Raw genomic sequence first — 19,344 nt, 5'->3', positions numbered from 1 at the left:
ATTCAAATTCATAGATTAACTGGCTTGCCGGTCCGTACGCTTTCATCTGCCGCGAGGCAGACGCTGAGCGAGCGCACAGCGTCCTGCATATGACGGTGCAGGTCGAGATCTTCGCGGATCGCCTTGAGGACAAACGCCTGTTCCAGATCGCAGAGCTCCTGATGCCCAGGTTCTCCAGCCATGTTCAAAAGTTCGTCGGGCTTGGCAAAGCGGCCATCCGGCCCGGTCTTGGCCGAGTGCAAACGAATGGTTGAAGTCTTGGTGTGCGAGTCGATATCGTCCGACTTGGCGTTTTGGTCCATGACGATGGAAACACAACCGTTAGGCGAAATCACATCTTTCACGAAGAAAGCGGTTTCCGACATCATCGGGCCCCACCCGGCCTCGTACCATCCGACCGTATTGTCATCGAACAGCACCTGAAGATGGCCGTAATTGTACATGTTCGGGTCGATCTCGTCGGTCAAACGCACGCCCATGCCGCGTACCTGCACCGGCTTGGCGTCGGTGATCTGCAGCATCACATCGAGGTAATGAACGCCGCAATCGACGATCGGCGATGTTGTCTTCATCAGCGACTTGTGGGTTTCCCATGTCGCACCGCTCGACTGCTGGTTGAGGTTCATGCGGAAGACATAAGGACCGCCGAGCTTGCGCGCTTCTTCGATCAGCCGCACCCAGGATGGGTGGTGGCGAAGGATATAGCCGATCACCAGCTTGCGTCCGTACTTCTTGGCCGCGGCGACGACACGCTCTGCATCGGCAACCGTCGTTGCCAGCGGCTTTTCGACGAAAACATCCGCGCCCGCCTCCATAGCGGCAACTGCGTAGTCGGCGTGGCTGTCGGAGTAGGTGTTGATGGAAACGAGTTCTGGCGTGAGTTCCGCCAAAGCCTTGGCGAACGACGGATGGATCGTGTAACCGCGTAACTCATCAGGCAGAGGAACGACCGAACGGTTGACCAGTCCGACAATCTCGAAACCCGGATTGTTGTGGTAGGCGAGTGCGTGGCTGCGGCCCATATTGCCGAGCCCCGCCACAAGAACCCGGATTGGCTTCTGTGCCGTCATTTAACTGCTCCCGACGTAATGCCGCGGATCAACTGCCGCGAGAAGATGAGATAGAGGACGAGGACCGGCACGATCGCCAGCGTCAGCGCCGCGAGTACCGCGTTCCAGTTGGTCACGAACTGGCCAATGAACACCTGTGAGCCGAGCGTTACCGTCTTGGTGGCATCGCTCGGCGCGAGGATCAACGGGAACCACAGATCATTCCAGATCGGAATCATGGTGAAGACAGCAACCGTCGCCATTGCCGGCCTTACCAGCGGCAACACCAGCCGGAAGAAGATGGAATATTCCGACAGGCCGTCGATACGTCCGGCATTCTTCAGATCGTCCGAAACCGTTCGCATGAACTCGGTTAGGATGAAGACCGCGAGCGGCAGGCCCTGTGCCGTGTAGACCAGGATGAGCGCGGTCAGCGTGTTGACCAATCCTGCCGCGACCATGCCCTGCAGGATCGCCACGGTGCCAAGACGGATAGGGATCATGATGCCGAGCGCGAGATAAAGCCCCATCAGAGTATTGCCGCGGAAGCGGTATTCCGACAGCGCGAAAGCAGCCATGGCTCCGAAAAGCAAAACAAAGAAGATTGAGACGCCGGTGACGATGAAACTGTTCTGGAAGTAAAGAGTGAAATCACCCTGTTTCAGGACGGTCTCATAACCAATGAGACTGAATGTGGCCGGCGTTGGCAGGCCGAGCGGGTCACGAAAGATTGACGCCCGATCCTTGAATGAGTTGATGACGGTCAGGAACACCGGAAAAAGCGCGATCAGCGTATAGATGATGAGCGCCAGATGGACGAGGCCGGTACGGACGGGCGATGCGGTTGCTTTTGCCATGATCTCGATCCTAGAACTGGTAGCGGCGCATGCGCCGCTGGATGGCAAAGAGATAAAGGCAAACACCGGACAGGATGATGAGGAACATCACTGTCGCGATCGTCGCGCCCATCGATTTATCGCCGATCTGCAACTGGAAGCCGAAGAACGTACGGTAGAGCAAGGTACCGAGAATATCGGTCGAGCCATCCGGTCCCGCCAGCGCACCCTGCACTGTATAAATCAGGTCGAACGCGTTGAAATTGCCAACGAAAGTCAGGATCGAGATAATGCCTATGGAAGGCAGGATCAGCGGCAGCTTGATTTTCCAGAACTGGCTCCAGCCGGTCACGCCATCGCATTCGGCAGCTTCGAGAACTTCGTCGGGAATATTCAGCATAGCGGCATAGATCAGCATCATAGGAATGCCGATATATTGCCAGACAGAGATCAGCGATACGGCGATCAGCGCACTGCCCGGCTTGCCAAGCCATGGCGAGAACAGCGCTTTCAGGCCGACCAGATCCATCAGGTAAGGCGAGACGCCCCAGATCGGCGACAGGATGAGTTTCCAGATGAAGCCGACAATCACGAAGGACAATAAGGTTGGCAGGAACATGGCAGTCCGGTAGAACGCGCCAAAACGCAGCTTCGGAACGGACAATAGCGCGGCGAGCGCGACACCGATCGGGTTCTGCACGAGCATGTGGATCAGGAAGAAAACGAAATTGTTGCGCAGCGCATTCCAGAAGCTGGCGGCCCAGCGCGGATCGCCAAAGAGCACACTGAAATTGCCGAGGCCAACGAATACGCTCTGGTTGTCCTTGACGTTGAACAGGGAAAGCCGCAGCGTTTCGATGAGCGGCAGGATCATCACAGCCGTATAGACGAGCAAGGCGGGAGCCAAAAACACCAGAATGTGCCAGCGCCGACGGGGTCTGTCCTCAGCTCGATCGATCGATACTTCTGCGACTGTGCTCATTAAATCCGGAACCCCTGCTTATGATTTTTGGTCGCTAATGGAGCGGCTTGCGACTGCCGTTTTTAGCAATGATAGCGCAACGGCGCGCCTTGCGCTCAGATAAAGAAATAGCCGGGGCGATCGTAAGAACGCCCCGGCTATCAATCACTTACTTGGCAGGCTTGTACCAGCTGTCGAGGCCATCCTGAAGCTTTTTGGCAGCAGCTTCCGGCGTATCGGTGCCGTTGATGACGTTGGCCGATTCAACCCAGGTTTCGTTCTCGAGGTTTGGCGTGCCGCGCGCCAGGATCTGATAGGTCGAACGGATCGTCGGCTTGCACTTCTCGCGCCATGAGACGAATTCCTGCGCCAACGGATCGGCCATCTTCACCGGCGTCGAGTTCAGGCTGAAGAAGCCTGGCAGAGCGTTCGCGTAGATTTCGGCGAAATCTGGCGACGCGACCCAGTCGAGGAACTTCTTGGCTTCTTCGGCATGCGCGCTCTTGGCATTGAGACCAACACCGATGTCGTTGTGGTCGGAGATGTAGCAAGCGTCACCGGCATTCTTTACCGGCGGCGGGAATGCACCCATCTTGAACTGTGCCTGCGTGTTGAACAGGCCTATTTCCCACGAACCGGCCGGATAGATCGCTGCACGCCCAAGTGTGAACAGATTCTGGCTGTCCGGGTAGGTCTGGGCTTCGAAACCGTCGCCGAGATAATCCTTCCACTTGGCAAGAACCTTGTAAGGCTCGACCCAATCAGCATCGGTCAGCTTCTCTTCACCCTTGATCAGCTTGGCGCGGCCTTCTTCGCCCTTCCAGTAGGTGGGTCCGATATTCTGGTAACCCATGGTTGCGGCTTCCCAGAGATCCTTTGTACCCATGGCCATCGGAATGTAGGTTCCGTCCGCCTTGATCTTGTCGAGTGCGGCGAAGAATTCGGCTTCCGTGGTAGGAATGGCGATGCCGAGCTTGTCGAAAGCGTCCTTGTTGTAGATGAAGCCATGGATAACCGAAGCCATTGGCACGCAGAAAGTGTCCTTTCCGTCGTCGGTCGTCCAGGCGGACTTTGCTACATCCGAGAAGTTCTTCATGCCCGGAAGGTCATTCAGGCTCGTCAGATTGCCGCGTTTGAACTGTTCCAGCGACTTGTCGAAAGGACGGCAGGTGATGATGTCACCGGCGCTGCCTGCATCGAAGCGCGCACCAAGGGCGGCATCATATTCCGTCGGAGGCGTCGGAGCGAACTTCACCTTTATGCCGGGGTTCTTGGCTTCGAAAGCTGGAATGAGCTTTTCCTGCCAGACGGCCAGATCGTCGGTGCGCCAGCTTTCGATCGTCAGCGTGGTATCGGCAGCATGAGCGAACCCGGCCGTAGCCAGAATGCTCGTCGCCATAAGCAGTGTTTTTAAAGTCGTGCTTCCCATTTTAGTCTCCTGTTGCACCCTTTTGAGCAGTGCCGTTAATGAGAGCCCGGATTCTTAACGAGAACCAAGACTCTCTTTCAGTTCCGAAAGCGCCGGGCGAAGCCTCTGTTGATTGCTTTCGAGAATTTTTGATGCATTTTCGGCGTTAGTCGCGCCAGCCGCGAGCAGGATCGCCGATTTGACCGAGCCGCCGCTCGCTTCGAGCAGGTTGGCCGCGTCCCTGATATCGCAAGCGCTGATAGCCGATACAATGCGCGCTGCGCGCTCGCGCAGCTTGATATTGTCCGCGACAAGATTGACCATATAGCCGTCATGCACGTGACCGAGCTGGATGGCCATCAACGTAGATAACAGATTGAGTGCGATTTTCTGCGCGGTTCCCGCCCCCATCCGTGTTGAGCCCGCGACCATCTCCGCCGGCGTCTCCAGCGTAATGGCGACATCCGCCTTTTCAAACATCGGAACGCCGGGATTATTGGCAATCGAGATGATTTTCAGGCCGCGTTTCTTCGCTTCGTCGATAGCGGTGAGTGCATAGGGCGTCGTGCCGCTGGCGGAAATCGCGATCAGGCAATCGCCCTTTACCAGACCCGCCGTTGCAATGTCGTTCGCAGCCTGGTTCGTGTCATCTTCGTAGGCGCCAGCGAGCCTGTTGAGACTGGCGATGCCGCCAGCAAGCAAGATGACGATACGGTCCGGGGCGATGCCATAGGTTCCGGGTAGTTCGAGTGCGTCGGCCATTGCCATCAGTCCCGAACTACCTGCGGCGGCGTAGGCAAGGCGTCCACCGGCGGCCAGCGTTTCGGCAGCAAGCAGGGAGGCTCTTGCGATGGAATCCGTGGCGTGCACAACCGAAGCGGCAGCTTCAAGCTGTGCTTCATGCAGCAACCGCAAAACATCTTCTGGCGACTTCTCGTCCAGTCCCAATGCCTTGTCGTTGCGCTGCTCGGTGCGGGTTAGTACCACTGCTCACTCCTCGTTGCGATAATTAATGCCAAAAAAATACCACTTGTCCAGCAATTCTTAAAATATTTCCGCAATGATTTAGTCTGATAGATTTTTATTCAATAAATTCAATAAGATTGAGAAAAGCACAGAAAGACAGAAATTAACGCTTGGCTATTGGTATTTTATTGGTATTCTGATTACTGGAGGACGATTGAACGTGACTTATCTCCTTGGAATTGATGGTGGCGGGACAGGCTGCAGGGCGGCATTGGCCGATTTGAGCGGCGAAGTTCTGGGCATCGGCAAGAGTGGTTCGGCTAATATCATGACCGACATGAATACGGCACGCCTCAACATCCTCGATGCAACAGAGGCAGCTTTCGCTGCTGCACAAATCGACTTCAAAGCAAGCAAATCAGTTCTCGCTGTGCTCGGCCTCGCCGGTGCCAATGTCGGCGGCAATGGCGCAAAGCTGGAGGCGATGCTGCCGTTTCAAAAATCGTTCGTCTATTCGGACGGTGTGATCGCACTTCAGGGCGCACTCGGCGATCATGATGGCACCGTGGTGATCCTTGGCACTGGTTCGGCCTATGTCACCCGGCTCGGAAACGACATTCGTTTTGCCGGCGGGTGGGGCTTCAAGGTAAGCGATCTCGGCGGTGGTGCACGGCTTGGCCGGGATCTGCTCGAAGAAACATTACTCGCCTATGACAAGTTCCATCCTGCTTCGCCCATGACAGAGGCAGTCATGGAACGGTTTGGCGGGAATCCGCACCGGATCGTCCAATTCGCACATTCGGCAGCTCCAAGTGATTTCGGCACGTTTGCTCCAATCGTGTTTGAGTATGCGTCACAGGACGATGCGGTCGCTCTTGCCCTTTTGCAGAAAACTGTCGGCCAGATCGAAGAAGGGCTTGACGCCATCATGTCTCCTGCCCCCATGCGGCTTTCCTTGTTGGGTGGCCTTGGTGCTTTTTATGGACCCCTTCTCTCGCCGCATTATCGGGCCATGCTGCAGGCACCGCTGAATGACGCGCTGACAGGCGCTGTCCAGCTTGCTGCACGCAATTTCGCCTCGACATCGGCGGAGGTTACCCATGGGTGACGGCCTGATCGATATCCTGCCCTCGCTCAACGACAGTACTGCTGCCGGTGGTCCGCTTTATGTGAAGCTGCAGCGGCTGATCGAAAATGCCGTGCGTGACGGAAAACTTCTGCCAGGAGATGCACTGCCGCCGGAGCGTGAACTTGCCGTCATGGCGGATATATCGCGGGTGACCGTACGCAAAGCCGTCCAGGGTCTTGTCAATGACGGCCTGCTCGTACAGCGGCATGGCTCGGGCACATTTGTTGCACCGCGTTCCGCACGCGTCGAGCAATCCTTGTCGCATCTCACTTCCTTTACCGAGGATATGGCAAGGCGCGGCATGATTGTCCGCTCGACGTGGCTCGACCGCGGCGTCTATGCACCTTCCCCCGAGGAAATGGTGACGCTCGGCCTGTCGTCCGGCGAAAAGGTGGCGCGGATCAGCCGATTGCGCGTTGCCAATGACACGCCAATGGCGATCGAACGTGCCGCCTTATCCGTTCATGTGCTGCCAAACCCGGAACTTGTCACGCTTTCGCTGTATGCGGTACTGGCAGAGAGCGGCAATCGCCCGGTCAGGGCGATCCAGCGCATTTCTGCGGCCATCTTGAAAGAGAATGATGCTAAACTGCTCCAGGTTCCGGCCGGCTCGGCCAGCCTGAACATCGAGCGCATTTCCTATCTCGAATCCGGGAAGGTGATCGAGTTTACCCGATCGATCTACCGTGCCGACGCCTACGAATTTGTCGCCGAGCTGAAACTCGGCGAATCTTCAGAAATTTCAGGAGCAGTGCTTTGACCACCAAGACGACCCTCATGCGGGAAGAAATCCTGTCCATTCCCGATGTGACGGCACGATTTCTCGACGCGTCGCGCGACACACTTGCTGCGGCCGGCGCGAAGTTGCGTGAAAAGAATCCGCCTTTCCTCGCGTCGATCGCTCGCGGATCATCCGACCACGTGAGTGCCTTCCTGAAATATTCGAGCGAGCTCACCGCTGGTATTCCCGTCGCCTCGCTCGGGCCTTCCGTGGCTTCGATCTACGGCGTGACGCTCAAGCTTGGCTCTGCTGCGACACTGTCCATCTCACAATCGGGCAAAAGTCCCGACATCGTCAGCATGACGAACGCAGCCCGCGAAAGTGGCGCGCTGACCATCGCCATCACCAATGTCATCAACTCCGATCTCGCTAGTGCCAGCGACTTTCCGATCGACATTCTGGCCGGGCCCGAGCGCAGTGTCGCCGCCACCAAATCATTCGTCAGCTCGGCCGTGGCCGGTCTTGCGCTGATCGGCCATTGGACCGAAGACAAGAAGTTGCTTGCCGCCATCGACGACCTTCCCGCCGCCCTGGCCAAGGCAGTCGCCTGTGACTGGTCGCCCTTTGCAAGCGCCGTGACCGATGAAAACTCACTGTTCGTTCTTGGACGCGGACCATCGCTCGCTATTGCCAACGAAATGGCGCTGAAATTCAAGGAAACCAGCGCAGTCCACGCCGAAGCCTACAGTGCTGCCGAAGTCATGCACGGGCCGAAGGCAATCGTCGGCAAGGGCTTCCCGATCCTCGTTCTCGCCGCGCGCGACGCAGCTGAGGACTCCCTCGTGGACGCTGCAAATCGCCTTGCCGAGCAGGGCGCCGCTGTGTTCCTCACGTCGGCCAAACCATCGAAAGCGATCGCCCTGCCCTTCGTGGCGACATCGCATCCTTTGACCGACCCGCTTGCGCTGCTTGTTTCCTTCTATGCTTTCGTGGAAGGCTTTGCACGCAGTCGCGGACTGAACCCCGATGAGCCGCCGCACTTACGAAAAGTGACTGAAACCATATGAGTACCGTTTATGCCCTCACCGGCGCCGAGATTTTCGACGGCGAAACCTGGCGCACCGATTCAGCGGTGGTTGTCGACGGTGATGTAATCAAGAGCATCACAGCATTATCAAGCTTGCCCAGCGATATTCGCCGGGTCGAGTTGAAAGGCGGCAAGCTTGTACCGGGTTTCATCGACATCCAGGTCAACGGCGGCGGCGGCGTGCTCCTCAATGATGGTCCGAGCATCGAGGCGATCCGCACCATATGCGATGCGCATTTCGCCTTCGGCACGACTGCCCTGCTGCCAACGCTGATCACCGACACGCCAGAAATAACAGCGGCTGCTATCGCTGCCGGCAAGGCTGCGGCGCAGGAAAAAGTTGCGGGATTCATTGGTCTGCACCTCGAAGGTCCGCATTTATCGCTGACACACAAAGGCACGCACGACCCAAAACTGATCCGGCCGATGGACGACGCCGATCTCCTTGCCATCATCGAGGCGGCGCAGGAATTGCCGGTTCTGCTTACCACCGTTGCACCGGAAACGGTCCCGGTGGACAAGATCAGGGCGATGGTCGATGCCGGCGTGATCGTCAGCCTCGGTCATAGCGGCGCTTCCTATGAAGTCGCTTTGGCGGCCAAGGATGCGGGCGCAACCATGGTGACTCATCTGTTCAATGCGATGAGCCAACTCGGTCATCGTAGCCCGGGCGTGGTCGGAGCGGTGTTGCAATCGGGCGAGTTGTCCGCTGGGTTGATTGCCGACGGCTTTCATGTCGATAAAGCCTCGATGGCGATCGCACTGCGTGCCAAGCAAGGTCCGGCGAAGATATTCCTCGTCACGGACGCCATGTCCACGATAGGCACTGACATTACCTCGTTCACGCTGAACGGCCGCAACATCACACGCGCGGGTGGACGTTTGACACTGGACGACGGCACACTGGCCGGTGCCGATCTCGACATGATTTCCGCCGTGCGTTTCGTTCATCGCGAACTTGGTCTGTCGCTCGACGAAGCGCTGCGCATGGCCTCGCTCTATCCGGCGCAGAGCATTCGCATCGATCACCATTATGGGCGCTTGGCGCAGGGCTATGCCGCCAATATCGTGCATCTCGACGACAACCTCGACGTCGATCATGTCTGGATCGACGGCGACGTTCACTACGCGTGTTGACGGAATAGTTCGACTGGTCATACTTATCGGCATCACCTCATTGGAGAACCGAGATGGCCAAGGACGCGCTGATCGTCATCGATGTGCAGAATGATTTCTGTCCGGGTGGCGCGCTAGCAGTGAACGGCGGTGATGAGATCGTCCCGATCATCAACAAGCTGATCCAACGTTTCGATCGCGTCGTCCTCACGCAAGATTGGCATACACCCGGACATTCGAGCTTTGCATCGTCGCATCCTGGCAAAGCGCCGTTCGAAACAATCATGATGCCCTATGGTGAGCAGTCGCTCTGGCCCGAACACTGCCTTCAGGGATCGGCTGGCGCGGATTTCCACCCGGATCTTGTATGGACGAAGGCCGAGCTGGTGATCCGCAAGGGCTTTCGGCCGCATGTCGACAGCTATTCCGCCTTCTACGAAAATGACCACACAACGCCGACAGGCCTTGCCGGTTATTTGCGCGAGCGCGAGATCACCAATGTAACCTTCGTCGGCCTCGCGACAGACTATTGCGTCGCCTATTCTGCACTGGACGCAGTGGAGCACGGTTTCGCCGCCGAGGTGTTGCTCGATGCATGCCGCGGCATCGATCTTGGCGGTTCGCTCGCTGCGATGACATCAAAGATGCGCAAGGCCGGTGTCACCCTCATCTGAACATCGAAAGTGAACAGCTGCGCATTTTTCGAGCCAGTTGGTGCGGAAAGCTATGTCTACGGTATTATCGGCGGCGAGCGTGTCGTGGTGCGGGTTCCGGGACGATCAAGTTCGCAGACCGACGATCCTTTGCGGGAGATCATCCCTAAGGACAAGCTGCATTTGTTCGGTGCAGACGGGAAGTGGGTTTAACTGCTTGTCCCCTCCCTGCAACGGGAGGGTTTGCTATAGTTTGCGCTCACCGCCTTCGACAAAATTACCAGCTCGGAACAGCAGCACCTTTGTACTTGTCCAGAATGAACTGCTTCACCGGATCCGAATGGTAGGATTCAATGAGTGTCTTGACCCACGGCTTGTCCTTGTCAGCAGTGCGAACAGCAATCAGGTTGACGTAAGGCGCCTTCTCGCCTTCCTTCAGAATCGTGCCGTTCATCGGATCAAGTCCTGCTTCGAGGGCATAATTGGTGTTGATCGCAGCCGCGTCCACGTCATCAATCGAGCGTGGTAGCTGGGCGGCATCAAGCTCGACGAATTTGAAATTCTTCTTGTTCTCCGTGATATCGGCTGGTGTGACCTTCAGGCCGGCACCATCCTTCAGCTTGATAGCCCCCTTGTCAGCCAGGATGAGCAAAGCACGCCCGCCATTGGTCGGGTCATTCGGAATCGCAATGGTAGCTCCATCCGCCAACTCATCGAAACTCTTCACTTTTTTCGAATAGACGCCCATCGGGAAATTGACCGTATAGGCGACGTCGACCAGATCGAACTTGCGGTCGGCGATCTGATTGTCGAGGTAAGGCTTGTGCTGAAAGGAATTGGCATCAAGCTCTCCATCGTTCAGCGCCTGATTGGGCACGACATAGTCCGAGAATTCAAGAATCTGGATATCGAGACCCTTCGGCTTGGCGACTTCAGCGACTTTTTCAAGAATCTGCGCGTGCTCGCCCGGCGTCACGCCGATCTTGATCGTTTCGGCCAGCGCACCGGTCGCGCTCAGAACTGCTGCCAACGCGGCAACACCAAGTATTTTCTTCAACATTTCAAACTCCTGCTTTCATAATAATTCAACGGGGACGGCTACGCTTGTCGAACTGCCGCGCCAGCCGGTCGCCAGCGCTCTGGACGAGTTGCACAAGCACGATGAGCACGACAACGACTATGGCCATGACGTCGGGCATGAAGCGCTGGTAGCCATAACGGATGCCAAGGTCGCCGAGACCACCGCCGCCGATCGCGCCGACCATGGCCGCATAGCCAATCAGGCTGACGATCGTCAGGGTCAGTGCCGAAGCAATGCCGGGCCGCGCCTCGGCAAGCAGGACCTTGAACACAATCTGCATAGGACTCGCGCCCATGGCGCGCGCTGCTTCGGTCAGGCCAGGATCGACCTCGCGGATTGCCGTTTCAACGAGACGAGCAACGAAAGGAATGGTCGCGATCGTCAACGGTACGATAGCGGCAGTGGTCCCGATCGACGTTCCTGCAACAAGCCGCGTGAATGGAATGATGGCAACGACCAGGATGATGAATGGCGTCGAACGCGTCGCATTGACGATGAGACCGAGCACCTTGTTGACCGAAGGTGCAGGAAAAAGCTCGCCGCGACCGCTCGTTGCAAGAAACACGCCAAGCGGAATACCGAACAGCGAACCGATCAATCCGGCAACGGCAACCATATATAGCGTCTGGCCTGTGGCCTTGATGATGAGAGCAACAATATCAGCGGACATAACCGACCACCTCCGATGACAGGCCATGATCGGCAAGGAACTGCCGGGCCTCGGCGATTTTTGCCTCATCAGCGCGCAACGAAACGACGAGCATGCCGAAGGGACGCCCGGCGATTTCATCCACGGCGCCAGCCAGAATATTGACCTCGATGCCAAGATCGCTGCCAAGACGAGCCAGCATCGGCTCTGTCGCATTCTCGCCCTTGAAGATGACGCGGAGAATGGTGCGAGAGCCGGGCTGCGGCTGGTCAGTCAGGCGGTTGGTCAGGAACTCCGGCAAATGCATGCCGGCGAGACCGCCGAGAAGCGCCCGGGTTGTGTCGTGCACATGGCCGGTGAAGACGTCGAATGTCGAGCCCTGCTCGACAATGCGGCCGCCATCGATCACCGCCACGTGATCGGCAATAGCCTTCACCACCTCCATCTCATGGGTGATCAGAAGCACTGTAAGACCCAGCTCCTTGTTGATTTTTCTGAGCAGAGCAAGGATCGAACGCGTCGTTTCAGGATCCAGTGCCGATGTCGCCTCATCGGAAAGCAGAAGCTTTGGCTCAGTGGCCAGCGCCCGTGCAATGCCGATACGCTGCTTCTGTCCGCCGGAGAGTTCGGAAGGATAGCGATCGCGCTTGTCGGAAAGGCCAACCAGATCAAGCAACGGCGTGACTCGCTTTTCGATGGCTTGCTTATCCATGCCGGCGATTTCCAGCGGCAGCGCAATATTGTTGAAGGCAGTGCGCGAGGACAGCAGATTAAAATGCTGGAAGATCATGCCGATCGAGCGGCGCACAGTGCGCAGACTTTTCTCGTCCAGTCCAGCGATATCCACGCCATCAACGAGGACACGGCCAGAACTCGGCTTTTCAAGCCCGTTGACGAGCCGGATCAGAGTTGATTTCCCCGCACCCGAACGGCCGATGATCCCGGTTACCGATCCACGCGGCACGACAAGGTCGATATTCTCTAACGCCACCACTTCGGCGCCAGTTTTCCCTGCCGCAAAGCGCTTGGCAACGCGTTCGAATACCACCATAGGATTGGCCGTCTCAGGTGCAGTCGCTTCATTGCTCGGAAGCACTTGCGGCGTGCTTGTTGCCGTATTTTTTAGAACAGTCATATTCATTTGCGGAGCTCGCACATCCGCCCTGTTGCCTTTTTAGGGTCGTCTATACAGACCATCTTCGATTTTCGATAGACCTTGACAACAGGCATGAACATTTCAGCTCGATTTGCGACAACATTTTGTGGTGGGGAGGCCCCTTAGACCGTACCGACAATAGAAAATGTTCTTCCGCACCGACACGCAGTACATTTCATATTTTGGCCAATTGCGGGAATGTCTTTCCAAAACAACTGCACCTGCTGCCTGGTTTCAATTCCAGGTCGCACCGCTTTGAATGAACCTTTCGATGCAGTGCTCCTCGGTTTCGAATCTGCGAGCTTGAATTCTAGGCAATTTGGGGTAATTCTAAAGAGCTACTATGCCCGTTCAATACTGAGCAAATTGCCGAATTGTCCGGATTGACCGGGCGAATACATTTAAATAAAAAAATGCTGTTTTGTGAAAAATACTTCGTGTTTGATTGCATAAATTGGTGATATACATACCGTTGAATAAAATTCTGGATTTTTTTGTCACTAATACCCTGTAGTCGCAAAACTCATCTTAACCACTGTAAGCCATTGGGACATAAAGACATTGGTAACTATTAGAAAAAATGCTAAGTATATTAACCAATGCCGAACGTAAAAAAACTAACATGGGTTAAAGATGAACTCACCTGCCTGAGGTCTGTGCGTGCGATTGTCCAATTTCCATACCTTTGACGCTATCCGGTCGATGTTCGGTATGCGGGGCGCGATCAACCCGGCAGTGAAGCGTCGTGTCTATGCCGAGCAAATGGACGTCGCACTGAGATTGGCGCCTTTTACGGTTCTCGTGGCGATGTGCGTTGTGTTTGTCGTCGCGTTCGTTTTCTGGGATCTCGGCCCCCGCCCCTATCTTGCCGGTGTGTCGATAATGGTCGCACTCATGACTGCGGGCTCACTTTTCGCCTGCTGGCAATGGTACAAGGTGCCCAAGGTCAAGGAGCTTGGCTTTGATGCGATCAAATACCTGATCATCATATCCGCACTCTATGGCATCTGCCTTGCCAGCATTCCCCTGATGCTGTTTCTCGATGCCGATCCCTACCACAGGCTTTTGATTGCCTGCACGGCGGCCGGGCTGATGGCGACCGGCATCGGCGTCGCCGTGGTGCCGCTTGCCGCGATTGCCTATTCAGGCACGATTATTACCGGTTCGTTTTTTGCACTCGCTTCAACCGGCGAGGATTTCTTTCTGTTCATAGCGATCCTGCTGGCGTTCTATGCGCTCTTCATTCTCTTCACCATTGTCCACATGAGCAATCTTATTGTCATGCGCACGTTGGACCAGATCAAGGTGGAGCAGCAGAAGGAAGTCATCAGCCTGCTGCTATATGACTTCGAAGAAAACGCCAGCGACTGGATTTGGGAAACCGACGCTGATCTCAAGCTTCAGCACACATCGCCGCGTCTGGCGCAGATTGCCGCAAAGACGACCAAAGAACTGCAAGGCATGCCCTTTGCGCAATTGTTCAAGATCGACCAGTCCCATGCGGAAGAAGCCGTCAAGGTCGGGTCGATCTGGCAAGCTATCGAAAACCGAACGACTTTCCGCAATCATATCCTGCCCATCAACATCAGGGGCGAGACCCGCTGGTGGTCGCTTACCGGCAAGGCCATTTTTGACAATGCAGGCCAGTTTGTCGGCTATCGCGGCGTCGGCTCCGATGTGACCGCTGCGAAGCAGTCGGACGACCAGCTGTCCTACCTTGCCCGCTATGATGTGCTGACCGATCTGCCAAACCGTACACTGTTCACCGACCAGCTTTCACAAGCTACCAAGGACCTCGAGAAGGGCCTGCGTAGCTTTGCCGTTTTCTGTATCGATCTCGATGAATTCAAGACGGTCAATGACAGTTTCGGCCACGGCATCGGCGACCAGCTGCTCAAACAGGTGGCGGATCGCTTGCGTGGTGCAGCACCCGCGACCTATGTGGTCGCCCGCCTGTCCGGCGACGAATTCGCCATTCTGGCGCGCGGCGCCGATCAGACCGCTGCCACCGAACTCGCCGAGCAGCTCGTCCAGAGCATCGCACAGCCCTTCTGGATCGACGGTATCCAGATCAACATTCATATCAGCGTCGGCATCGCAATTGCTCCGACCGACAGTGTCAATGACATCATGCGCTGCGCCGATCTGGCGCTTTACCGCACCAAGAACGAAGGCCGCAACAGCTTCCGTTTTTACGAGGTGGAAATGGATGCGCGCATCGAAGCCAAGCGCGCGCTTGCCATGGACCTGCGCGGCGCGCTGGCGCGGGACGAGTTCATCCTCCATTTCCAGCCGATCATCTCAGCGCAGACTTTGAAGACCGTCGGCTTCGAGACGCTGCTGCGGTGGAAGCATCCGGTGCACGGATTCATCTCGCCGACGATATTCATCCCGATTGCGGAAGAGACCGGCAATATCATTCCACTCGGCGAATGGATCATTCAGGAAGCGTGCCGCATCGCCGTGTCATGGCCGCAGGACATCCACGTCGCGATCAATATCTCGGCGATCCAGTTCCGGCATTCTGACCTTGCTTCGATCGTTCGCGATGCATTGACCAAGAACAAGTTGAAGCCGAACCGCCTGGAGCTCGAGATTACAGAATCGGTCTTCCTCGAAGCCAACGTCGCGGCAATTTCACTGTTGCGCCAGTTCCGTGCCATGGGCGTCAGCATCGCGCTCGATGATTTCGGCACCGGCTATTCCAGCTTGAGTTACCTGCGCAAGATGCCGTTCGACAAAATCAAGATCGATCAGTCCTTCGTGCGCGACCTCCCCCATAACAGGGGAAGCCTCGCAATCATTCGTGCAGTCATGGGTCTTGGAGCCAGTATGGGCATGAAGATCACTGCCGAGGGTGTCGAGACCCGCGAACAGCTTGCCTGCCTGCAGAAGGAAGGCTGTGACCAGGTGCAGGGCTTCCTGTTCAGCCCAGCCGAGCCCGTCGAGAAAACCTTCGAGCTACTCGCCTTCGACCGAGATCGTTATCAGGTCGCCAGCTAAACAAAGCAAAGCGTCAGGCCTGGCGCTTGACGGCTGCATCCTGAATGTTTGCTGGCCGGTAGCTCGGAGAGAGGCGCGAATCCTTGGGCCAATAGGCCAGGAAGCCTTTGATCACCTCACCCGGAATATCGAGCGGATTGTAGTGCTCGCGGTCGACGAACATCAGCGACTGCTCGCCATGCCCGAGCAGCCCCTGCGCAGCACTATGGATTTCATGCTGCAAGGTCACGAACTTCCGGTTGTGGCGCGCAATCTTGATGCGCACGGTGATCTGTTCGAATTCCTTCGACTCGCGCCGGTAATCATGGGTGAATGAGCGCGTGAGAATATAGAACCGCGTCGTTGCGAGGTCGAAGTCCGGCATGCAGACGTTGAAGAACAATTCGCGTGCCTTGCCCACCCAGCGGACATAATTGGCGAAGTAGACATTTCCGACCGAATTCGTATCGTCATAGGTCGGAACGAGCTGCATGACGAACCACTCGCCGTCGAAACCATGCGATGGTGTAATGTCGTCGCTTCCCGGGACACCAGCGAGCGGTGAAGGCGACATCATGCGAATAGGCTGGTCGACTATCTCGACGGGAATGGCCCTCGAGGCCGGTCCGAATAAGTCAATGATGACCGGCAAGGCACCAATCAAGCCGATGAACGGCGAGATGAGCAGGAAGCCCGGCACCGGCTGGATATAGCCGATTATGAATATGAGTGACGAGCCGCAACCGATCATAAAGCTGAGCACCGGATCAAACCTTGGCTTTGCACCCAGCGCCTCACACACCAGGTTGGCGGACGCACTGACGAACAAGGTCGCAAACGGCATCATGAAATACATCAGCGAAAAATTCGCAGGCACAGCGGTGAAGGCGATCCAGGCGGCACCGATCAACAGCCAAAGCGGTGATGAAGCAACGCTATCTGGAATCAGAGCCAGCAGTGGACTGTTGCTGCGCAGGTTTTTGCCCTTCAAGAACCACGATGTTGCGCAATAAAAGCTGTCCACGGTTGAAGCCAAGGCAATAACAGTCCAGATGACAAAGGCAACGGCCAGATATGGCTGGCCATTTTCTGCCGCCAGCACGGTGGCCGCGGACACAGATCCCTGTGCGCTCGGCAGGCCATCGATGGAAAGAATGCTGCCTATCGGGCCGACCGCCGAGGCCGTCAAGGCATTGAGAAACAGAAATCCGAAGAACATCAGGGCGCCGACCCCATAGGCCATGCCCACATCGCCACCTTCGCGCTTGATGGTAACAGCCCGTTGCCAATGCTGGATATCGAGCCAGGGTCCGAGCAGGAACCCGATCAGCGTTGGCATGATCAGCCCATAGAAGCGGCTATCGAACTGTTGAAGCGGCACACCCGGATAGTCCGACGTCTGACGCAATCCGACAAGCAAAACGATGCCGGCAGCGACGCCAATCACCGTATACACGATGTGCAATAGTTTCAGTTGCTGCAGCGAAAGCGCGTGGCCGATGGCACACGCAAACAACAGCAACAGGGCAACGCCGAGCGCCGAGCCCTCGCCGACGATAGGCTGCCAGAGATAGGCGACGAACCCGAAGATCGTGACGACCAGAGCGGCCATCTGAAACAGCAGGAACACACCGGCGTAACGGCCCTCAATCTCTTTTATGATCTGGTCAGGCGAGCGCTTGGTACGGCCGAGAATATAGCCGAACAGCCAGAGCCCGCCGACATTGGCTATGGCAAAACCGAAAAAACCAAGCCAGCCATAGGTCAGTGTGACGTGAATGGAGTAAAAGAACCCCAACCCCCACAGCCAGGATAAGCCTATTGTTGGCGCCCACAAAAGATTCCGCACGACCGTCATGACTATCCAGCTTTTCAAGAAACGCTGATTTACAGCACCCTACTTTAGTCGATGTTATTCGCTGAAATAAGTCAATGTTCCGCTCTTCGCACATCCGTAAAGAAATAGCGATTTTTTTACTGTAATCGCATTCTGGGTGTCAGGCGATGAGCGGGCCATGAACTTATCCGGTAACAAATATACAACTCGTTCACCATCATAGCGTGCAATGGTGTCCAAACCGTTGCGTTCTTCGATCAAACAATCGTTCCCTAAATGACATCGTGCGGATCGGCCCTGGTGGCAGCCCAGATGCTGAGCCTGCCGCGGCCGTTGCGTTTTGATTCATACAGCGCGCTGTCGGCAAGGTTGAGAAGATCATCGGGTCCCTTCACGGTCGCGCGACTTGCATCGTTGAGAGCTGCCATGCCGATACTGACCGAAATCATGCCAGTCGGACTGTCGCGATGTTCAAGCTGCATCGCGGAAATGGCATCGAGCATCTGCACAGCTATTTCGGACGCCTGGTCCGTGGCAACGCCGGATAGAAGGGCTGCGAATTCCTCACCGCCAAAACGGGCAACGGATCCATCGCTTTGTTTGATGACCTTGTTCAGAGCGCGTCCCACTTGGATGAGGCACTTGTCTCCAGCCAGATGCCCGTAGAAATCATTGTAGGCCTTGAAATGATCGATATCGACCATTAGCACCGTCAGCGTCTCCCCACTGTCGGTGGCGCGCACGAACTCGCGTTTCAGCAGGTGGCTGAACTTCCGGCGGTTCGGTAGATTGGTCAAATGATCGCGTTCGGACTGGTTCTTCAGTTTGCGGTTCGCTTCGAGCAATTTCTGTTCCAATTCCAGCCGCAACTGAACCGTCGTCGAGAGCTGTTCCTCGACAAGTTTCTGCGCACTAATATCGACGCTCGTCGCCAAGAGCCGCAGCGGTGAACCGTCTGGACCATATTCGACGATCTTGCCCCGGCTTAAAATCCATGCGTCGCCACCATCGCCACGCTGCACGCGGTAGACCGCTTCAAAGTGCGACTTGTGGCCGCTGACGACATCTTCAAACGCCTGAACGGCCTGGGCCTTGTCGTCGGGGTGAACGATATCCCAGGCAACACTGTCTTTTTCTCCGCCGTTCGGATCAAGGCCGAGCAGTGTTCTATATTGCGGCGAGCGCCAGACACGCATTGTCGCAATGTTCAAATCCCATATCCACTGCCCGGCGCTCTCCAGTGCGTAGGACGTGCGCTGCTCGATTTCCTGCAGCTTCTGGGCGATCTTCTTCAAATTAGAAATGTTGGTGTAGGCAACGGAAATACCGGTGAACTCATCCAGATCATTTGTCACGGGAGCGCCTGAAACCATGAAGGTTTCTTCGGCGCGCTGTACCTCCTGATCGGGAATCGTCGCTCCTGCCAGAGCCGCCTTCAGGCTCTCGCGCAAGAGAGGAGCATGATCGGGTAGAATGTCTTCGACGGGCTGGCCGATAGCTTTGTCGCTTGCAATACCAAGCATGCGCGAAAGCTGATCATTGATTGTAACGAAGATACCGTTGCGATTGATGTAGCAAAGGCCCACCGGAACCTTGTCATAGACCGCCTCGATTTGAAGCAGGCGATCACCTCCGCGCTCATTTCGAGTATCGAATGGTGATTCTCGCGACTTGCTGATTGGCATTACCCGATCTTCCGAATGGTCCTTCTAC

General features: G+C 56.3%; 17 protein-coding genes. 7 read left to right on the top strand and 10 right to left on the bottom strand.

Going from position 1 to position 19,344, the window contains the following annotated elements; all coding sequences use genetic code 11:
* Positions 1 to 8: 8 nt before the first annotated feature.
* From ACSQ3H_RS10520 to ACSQ3H_RS10500, 5 genes are all read right to left on the bottom strand, one after another.
* Positions 9 to 1,070, bottom strand: a complete 1,062-nt coding sequence (locus tag ACSQ3H_RS10520) for a Gfo/Idh/MocA family protein (RefSeq protein WP_436117008.1) — start codon at positions 1,068 to 1,070, stop codon at positions 9 to 11.
* Complete coding sequence (locus ACSQ3H_RS10515; protein WP_436117007.1) at positions 1,067 to 1,906, bottom strand: carbohydrate ABC transporter permease; 840 nt, start codon at positions 1,904 to 1,906, stop codon at positions 1,067 to 1,069. Before ACSQ3H_RS10515 ends, ACSQ3H_RS10520 begins: the two co-directional genes overlap by 4 nt.
* Positions 1,907 to 1,916: 10 nt before the next feature.
* On the bottom strand, positions 1,917 to 2,867 hold the full coding sequence (locus ACSQ3H_RS10510) for a carbohydrate ABC transporter permease (RefSeq protein ID WP_436117006.1): 951 nt from the start codon (positions 2,865 to 2,867) through the stop codon (positions 1,917 to 1,919).
* A gap of 148 nt (positions 2,868 to 3,015) precedes the next feature.
* Positions 3,016 to 4,275: an ABC transporter substrate-binding protein gene (locus ACSQ3H_RS10505; RefSeq protein ID WP_436117005.1), complete on the bottom strand. Its 1,260-nt coding sequence runs from the start codon at positions 4,273 to 4,275 to the stop codon at positions 3,016 to 3,018.
* A 54-nt stretch (positions 4,276 to 4,329) separates the two neighbouring features.
* Positions 4,330 to 5,241 carry an N-acetylmuramic acid 6-phosphate etherase gene (locus ACSQ3H_RS10500; protein ID WP_436117004.1) on the bottom strand — a complete coding sequence of 304 codons (912 nt, stop codon included), beginning with the start codon at positions 5,239 to 5,241 and terminating at the stop codon, positions 4,330 to 4,332.
* A gap of 199 nt (positions 5,242 to 5,440) precedes the next feature.
* On the opposite strand from ACSQ3H_RS10500, the gene ACSQ3H_RS10495 reads away from it, so the two are divergent.
* From ACSQ3H_RS10495 to ACSQ3H_RS10470, 6 genes are read left to right on the top strand one after another with little or no spacing between them, the layout of a single operon-like run.
* A complete protein-coding gene (locus tag ACSQ3H_RS10495; RefSeq protein ID WP_436117003.1) occupies positions 5,441 to 6,328 on the top strand; it encodes a BadF/BadG/BcrA/BcrD ATPase family protein in 888 nt (295 codons plus the stop codon).
* Positions 6,321 to 7,109, top strand: a complete 789-nt coding sequence (locus ACSQ3H_RS10490) for a GntR family transcriptional regulator (protein ID WP_436117002.1) — start codon at positions 6,321 to 6,323, stop codon at positions 7,107 to 7,109. The genes ACSQ3H_RS10495 and ACSQ3H_RS10490 overlap by 8 nt, the downstream gene beginning before the upstream one ends.
* 17 nt (positions 7,110 to 7,126) lie before the next feature.
* The gene (locus ACSQ3H_RS10485; protein WP_436119410.1) at positions 7,127 to 8,137 is read left to right on the top strand and encodes an SIS domain-containing protein; all 1,011 of its coding nucleotides are present in this window, start codon (positions 7,127 to 7,129) and stop codon (positions 8,135 to 8,137) included.
* On the top strand, positions 8,134 to 9,294 hold the full coding sequence (gene nagA, locus ACSQ3H_RS10480; protein ID WP_436117001.1) for an N-acetylglucosamine-6-phosphate deacetylase: 1,161 nt from the start codon (positions 8,134 to 8,136) through the stop codon (positions 9,292 to 9,294). The genes ACSQ3H_RS10485 and nagA overlap by 4 nt, the downstream gene beginning before the upstream one ends.
* A gap of 53 nt (positions 9,295 to 9,347) precedes the next feature.
* Positions 9,348 to 9,947 carry a bifunctional nicotinamidase/pyrazinamidase gene (pncA, locus tag ACSQ3H_RS10475; protein ID WP_436117000.1) on the top strand — a complete coding sequence of 200 codons (600 nt, stop codon included), beginning with the start codon at positions 9,348 to 9,350 and terminating at the stop codon, positions 9,945 to 9,947.
* Between the two features lie 9 nt (positions 9,948 to 9,956).
* Complete coding sequence (locus ACSQ3H_RS10470) at positions 9,957 to 10,139, top strand: hypothetical protein (protein ID WP_436116999.1); 183 nt, start codon at positions 9,957 to 9,959, stop codon at positions 10,137 to 10,139.
* Positions 10,140 to 10,203: 64 nt separating this feature from the next.
* Here ACSQ3H_RS10470 and ACSQ3H_RS10465 read toward each other — a convergent pair whose 3' ends face one another.
* The 3 genes from ACSQ3H_RS10465 to ACSQ3H_RS10455 are packed head-to-tail and all read right to left on the bottom strand — an operon-like array spanning position 10,204 to position 12,707.
* Positions 10,204 to 10,983, bottom strand: coding sequence for a MetQ/NlpA family ABC transporter substrate-binding protein (locus ACSQ3H_RS10465; protein WP_436119409.1), 780 nt, complete (start codon positions 10,981 to 10,983; stop codon positions 10,204 to 10,206).
* 28 nt (positions 10,984 to 11,011) lie between these two features.
* Positions 11,012 to 11,677: a methionine ABC transporter permease gene (locus tag ACSQ3H_RS10460; protein ID WP_436116998.1), complete on the bottom strand. Its 666-nt coding sequence runs from the start codon at positions 11,675 to 11,677 to the stop codon at positions 11,012 to 11,014.
* Entirely contained in the window at positions 11,667 to 12,707 is a 1,041-nt protein-coding gene (locus tag ACSQ3H_RS10455; RefSeq protein WP_436119408.1) for a methionine ABC transporter ATP-binding protein, read from the bottom strand. Before ACSQ3H_RS10455 ends, ACSQ3H_RS10460 begins: the two co-directional genes overlap by 11 nt.
* 765 nt (positions 12,708 to 13,472) lie before the next feature.
* On the opposite strand from ACSQ3H_RS10455, the gene ACSQ3H_RS10450 reads away from it, so the two are divergent.
* Complete coding sequence (locus ACSQ3H_RS10450; protein ID WP_436116997.1) at positions 13,473 to 15,815, top strand: putative bifunctional diguanylate cyclase/phosphodiesterase; 2,343 nt, start codon at positions 13,473 to 13,475, stop codon at positions 15,813 to 15,815.
* A 13-nt stretch (positions 15,816 to 15,828) separates the two neighbouring features.
* Here the strand turns inward: ACSQ3H_RS10450 and ACSQ3H_RS10445 are convergent, their stop codons facing one another.
* Complete coding sequence (locus tag ACSQ3H_RS10445; RefSeq protein WP_436116996.1) at positions 15,829 to 17,652, bottom strand: acyl-CoA thioesterase; 1,824 nt, start codon at positions 17,650 to 17,652, stop codon at positions 15,829 to 15,831.
* A gap of 251 nt (positions 17,653 to 17,903) precedes the next feature.
* A complete protein-coding gene (locus tag ACSQ3H_RS10440; RefSeq protein ID WP_436116995.1) occupies positions 17,904 to 19,316 on the bottom strand; it encodes a sensor domain-containing diguanylate cyclase in 1,413 nt (470 codons plus the stop codon).
* Positions 19,317 to 19,344: the final 28 nt, after the last annotated feature.

Origin of the sequence: Phyllobacterium sp. LjRoot231, from assembly GCF_964253365.1 — a bacterium.
Lineage (GTDB): Bacteria > Pseudomonadota > Alphaproteobacteria > Rhizobiales > Rhizobiaceae > Phyllobacterium.
Note: the sequence above shows the minus strand (reverse complement) of the source record. Positions and strands in the feature narration are given on the sequence as shown.

What these genes read in the sequence shown, in the direction of transcription:
- ACSQ3H_RS10505 (WP_436117005.1), bottom strand. Translation starts at nt 4,275, where the DNA reads ATGGGAAGCACGACTTTAAAAACACTGCTTATGGCGACGAGCATTCTG.
- ACSQ3H_RS10460 (WP_436116998.1), bottom strand. Translation starts at nt 11,677, where the DNA reads ATGTCCGCTGATATTGTTGCTCTCATCATCAAGGCCACAGGCCAGACG.
- ACSQ3H_RS10440 (WP_436116995.1), bottom strand. Translation starts at nt 19,316, where the DNA reads ATGCCAATCAGCAAGTCGCGAGAATCACCATTCGATACTCGAAATGAG.
- ACSQ3H_RS10455 (WP_436119408.1), bottom strand. Translation starts at nt 12,707, where the DNA reads ATGGTGGTATTCGAACGCGTTGCCAAGCGCTTTGCGGCAGGGAAAACT.
- ACSQ3H_RS10515 (WP_436117007.1), bottom strand. Translation starts at nt 1,906, where the DNA reads ATGGCAAAAGCAACCGCATCGCCCGTCCGTACCGGCCTCGTCCATCTG.
- ACSQ3H_RS10490 (WP_436117002.1), top strand. Translation starts at nt 6,321, where the DNA reads ATGGGTGACGGCCTGATCGATATCCTGCCCTCGCTCAACGACAGTACT.
- ACSQ3H_RS10520 (WP_436117008.1), bottom strand. Translation starts at nt 1,070, where the DNA reads ATGACGGCACAGAAGCCAATCCGGGTTCTTGTGGCGGGGCTCGGCAAT.
- ACSQ3H_RS10485 (WP_436119410.1), top strand. Translation starts at nt 7,127, where the DNA reads ATGCGGGAAGAAATCCTGTCCATTCCCGATGTGACGGCACGATTTCTC.
- ACSQ3H_RS10510 (WP_436117006.1), bottom strand. Translation starts at nt 2,867, where the DNA reads ATGAGCACAGTCGCAGAAGTATCGATCGATCGAGCTGAGGACAGACCC.
- nagA (WP_436117001.1), top strand. Translation starts at nt 8,134, where the DNA reads ATGAGTACCGTTTATGCCCTCACCGGCGCCGAGATTTTCGACGGCGAA.
- ACSQ3H_RS10445 (WP_436116996.1), bottom strand. Translation starts at nt 17,652, where the DNA reads ATGACGGTCGTGCGGAATCTTTTGTGGGCGCCAACAATAGGCTTATCC.
- pncA (WP_436117000.1), top strand. Translation starts at nt 9,348, where the DNA reads ATGGCCAAGGACGCGCTGATCGTCATCGATGTGCAGAATGATTTCTGT.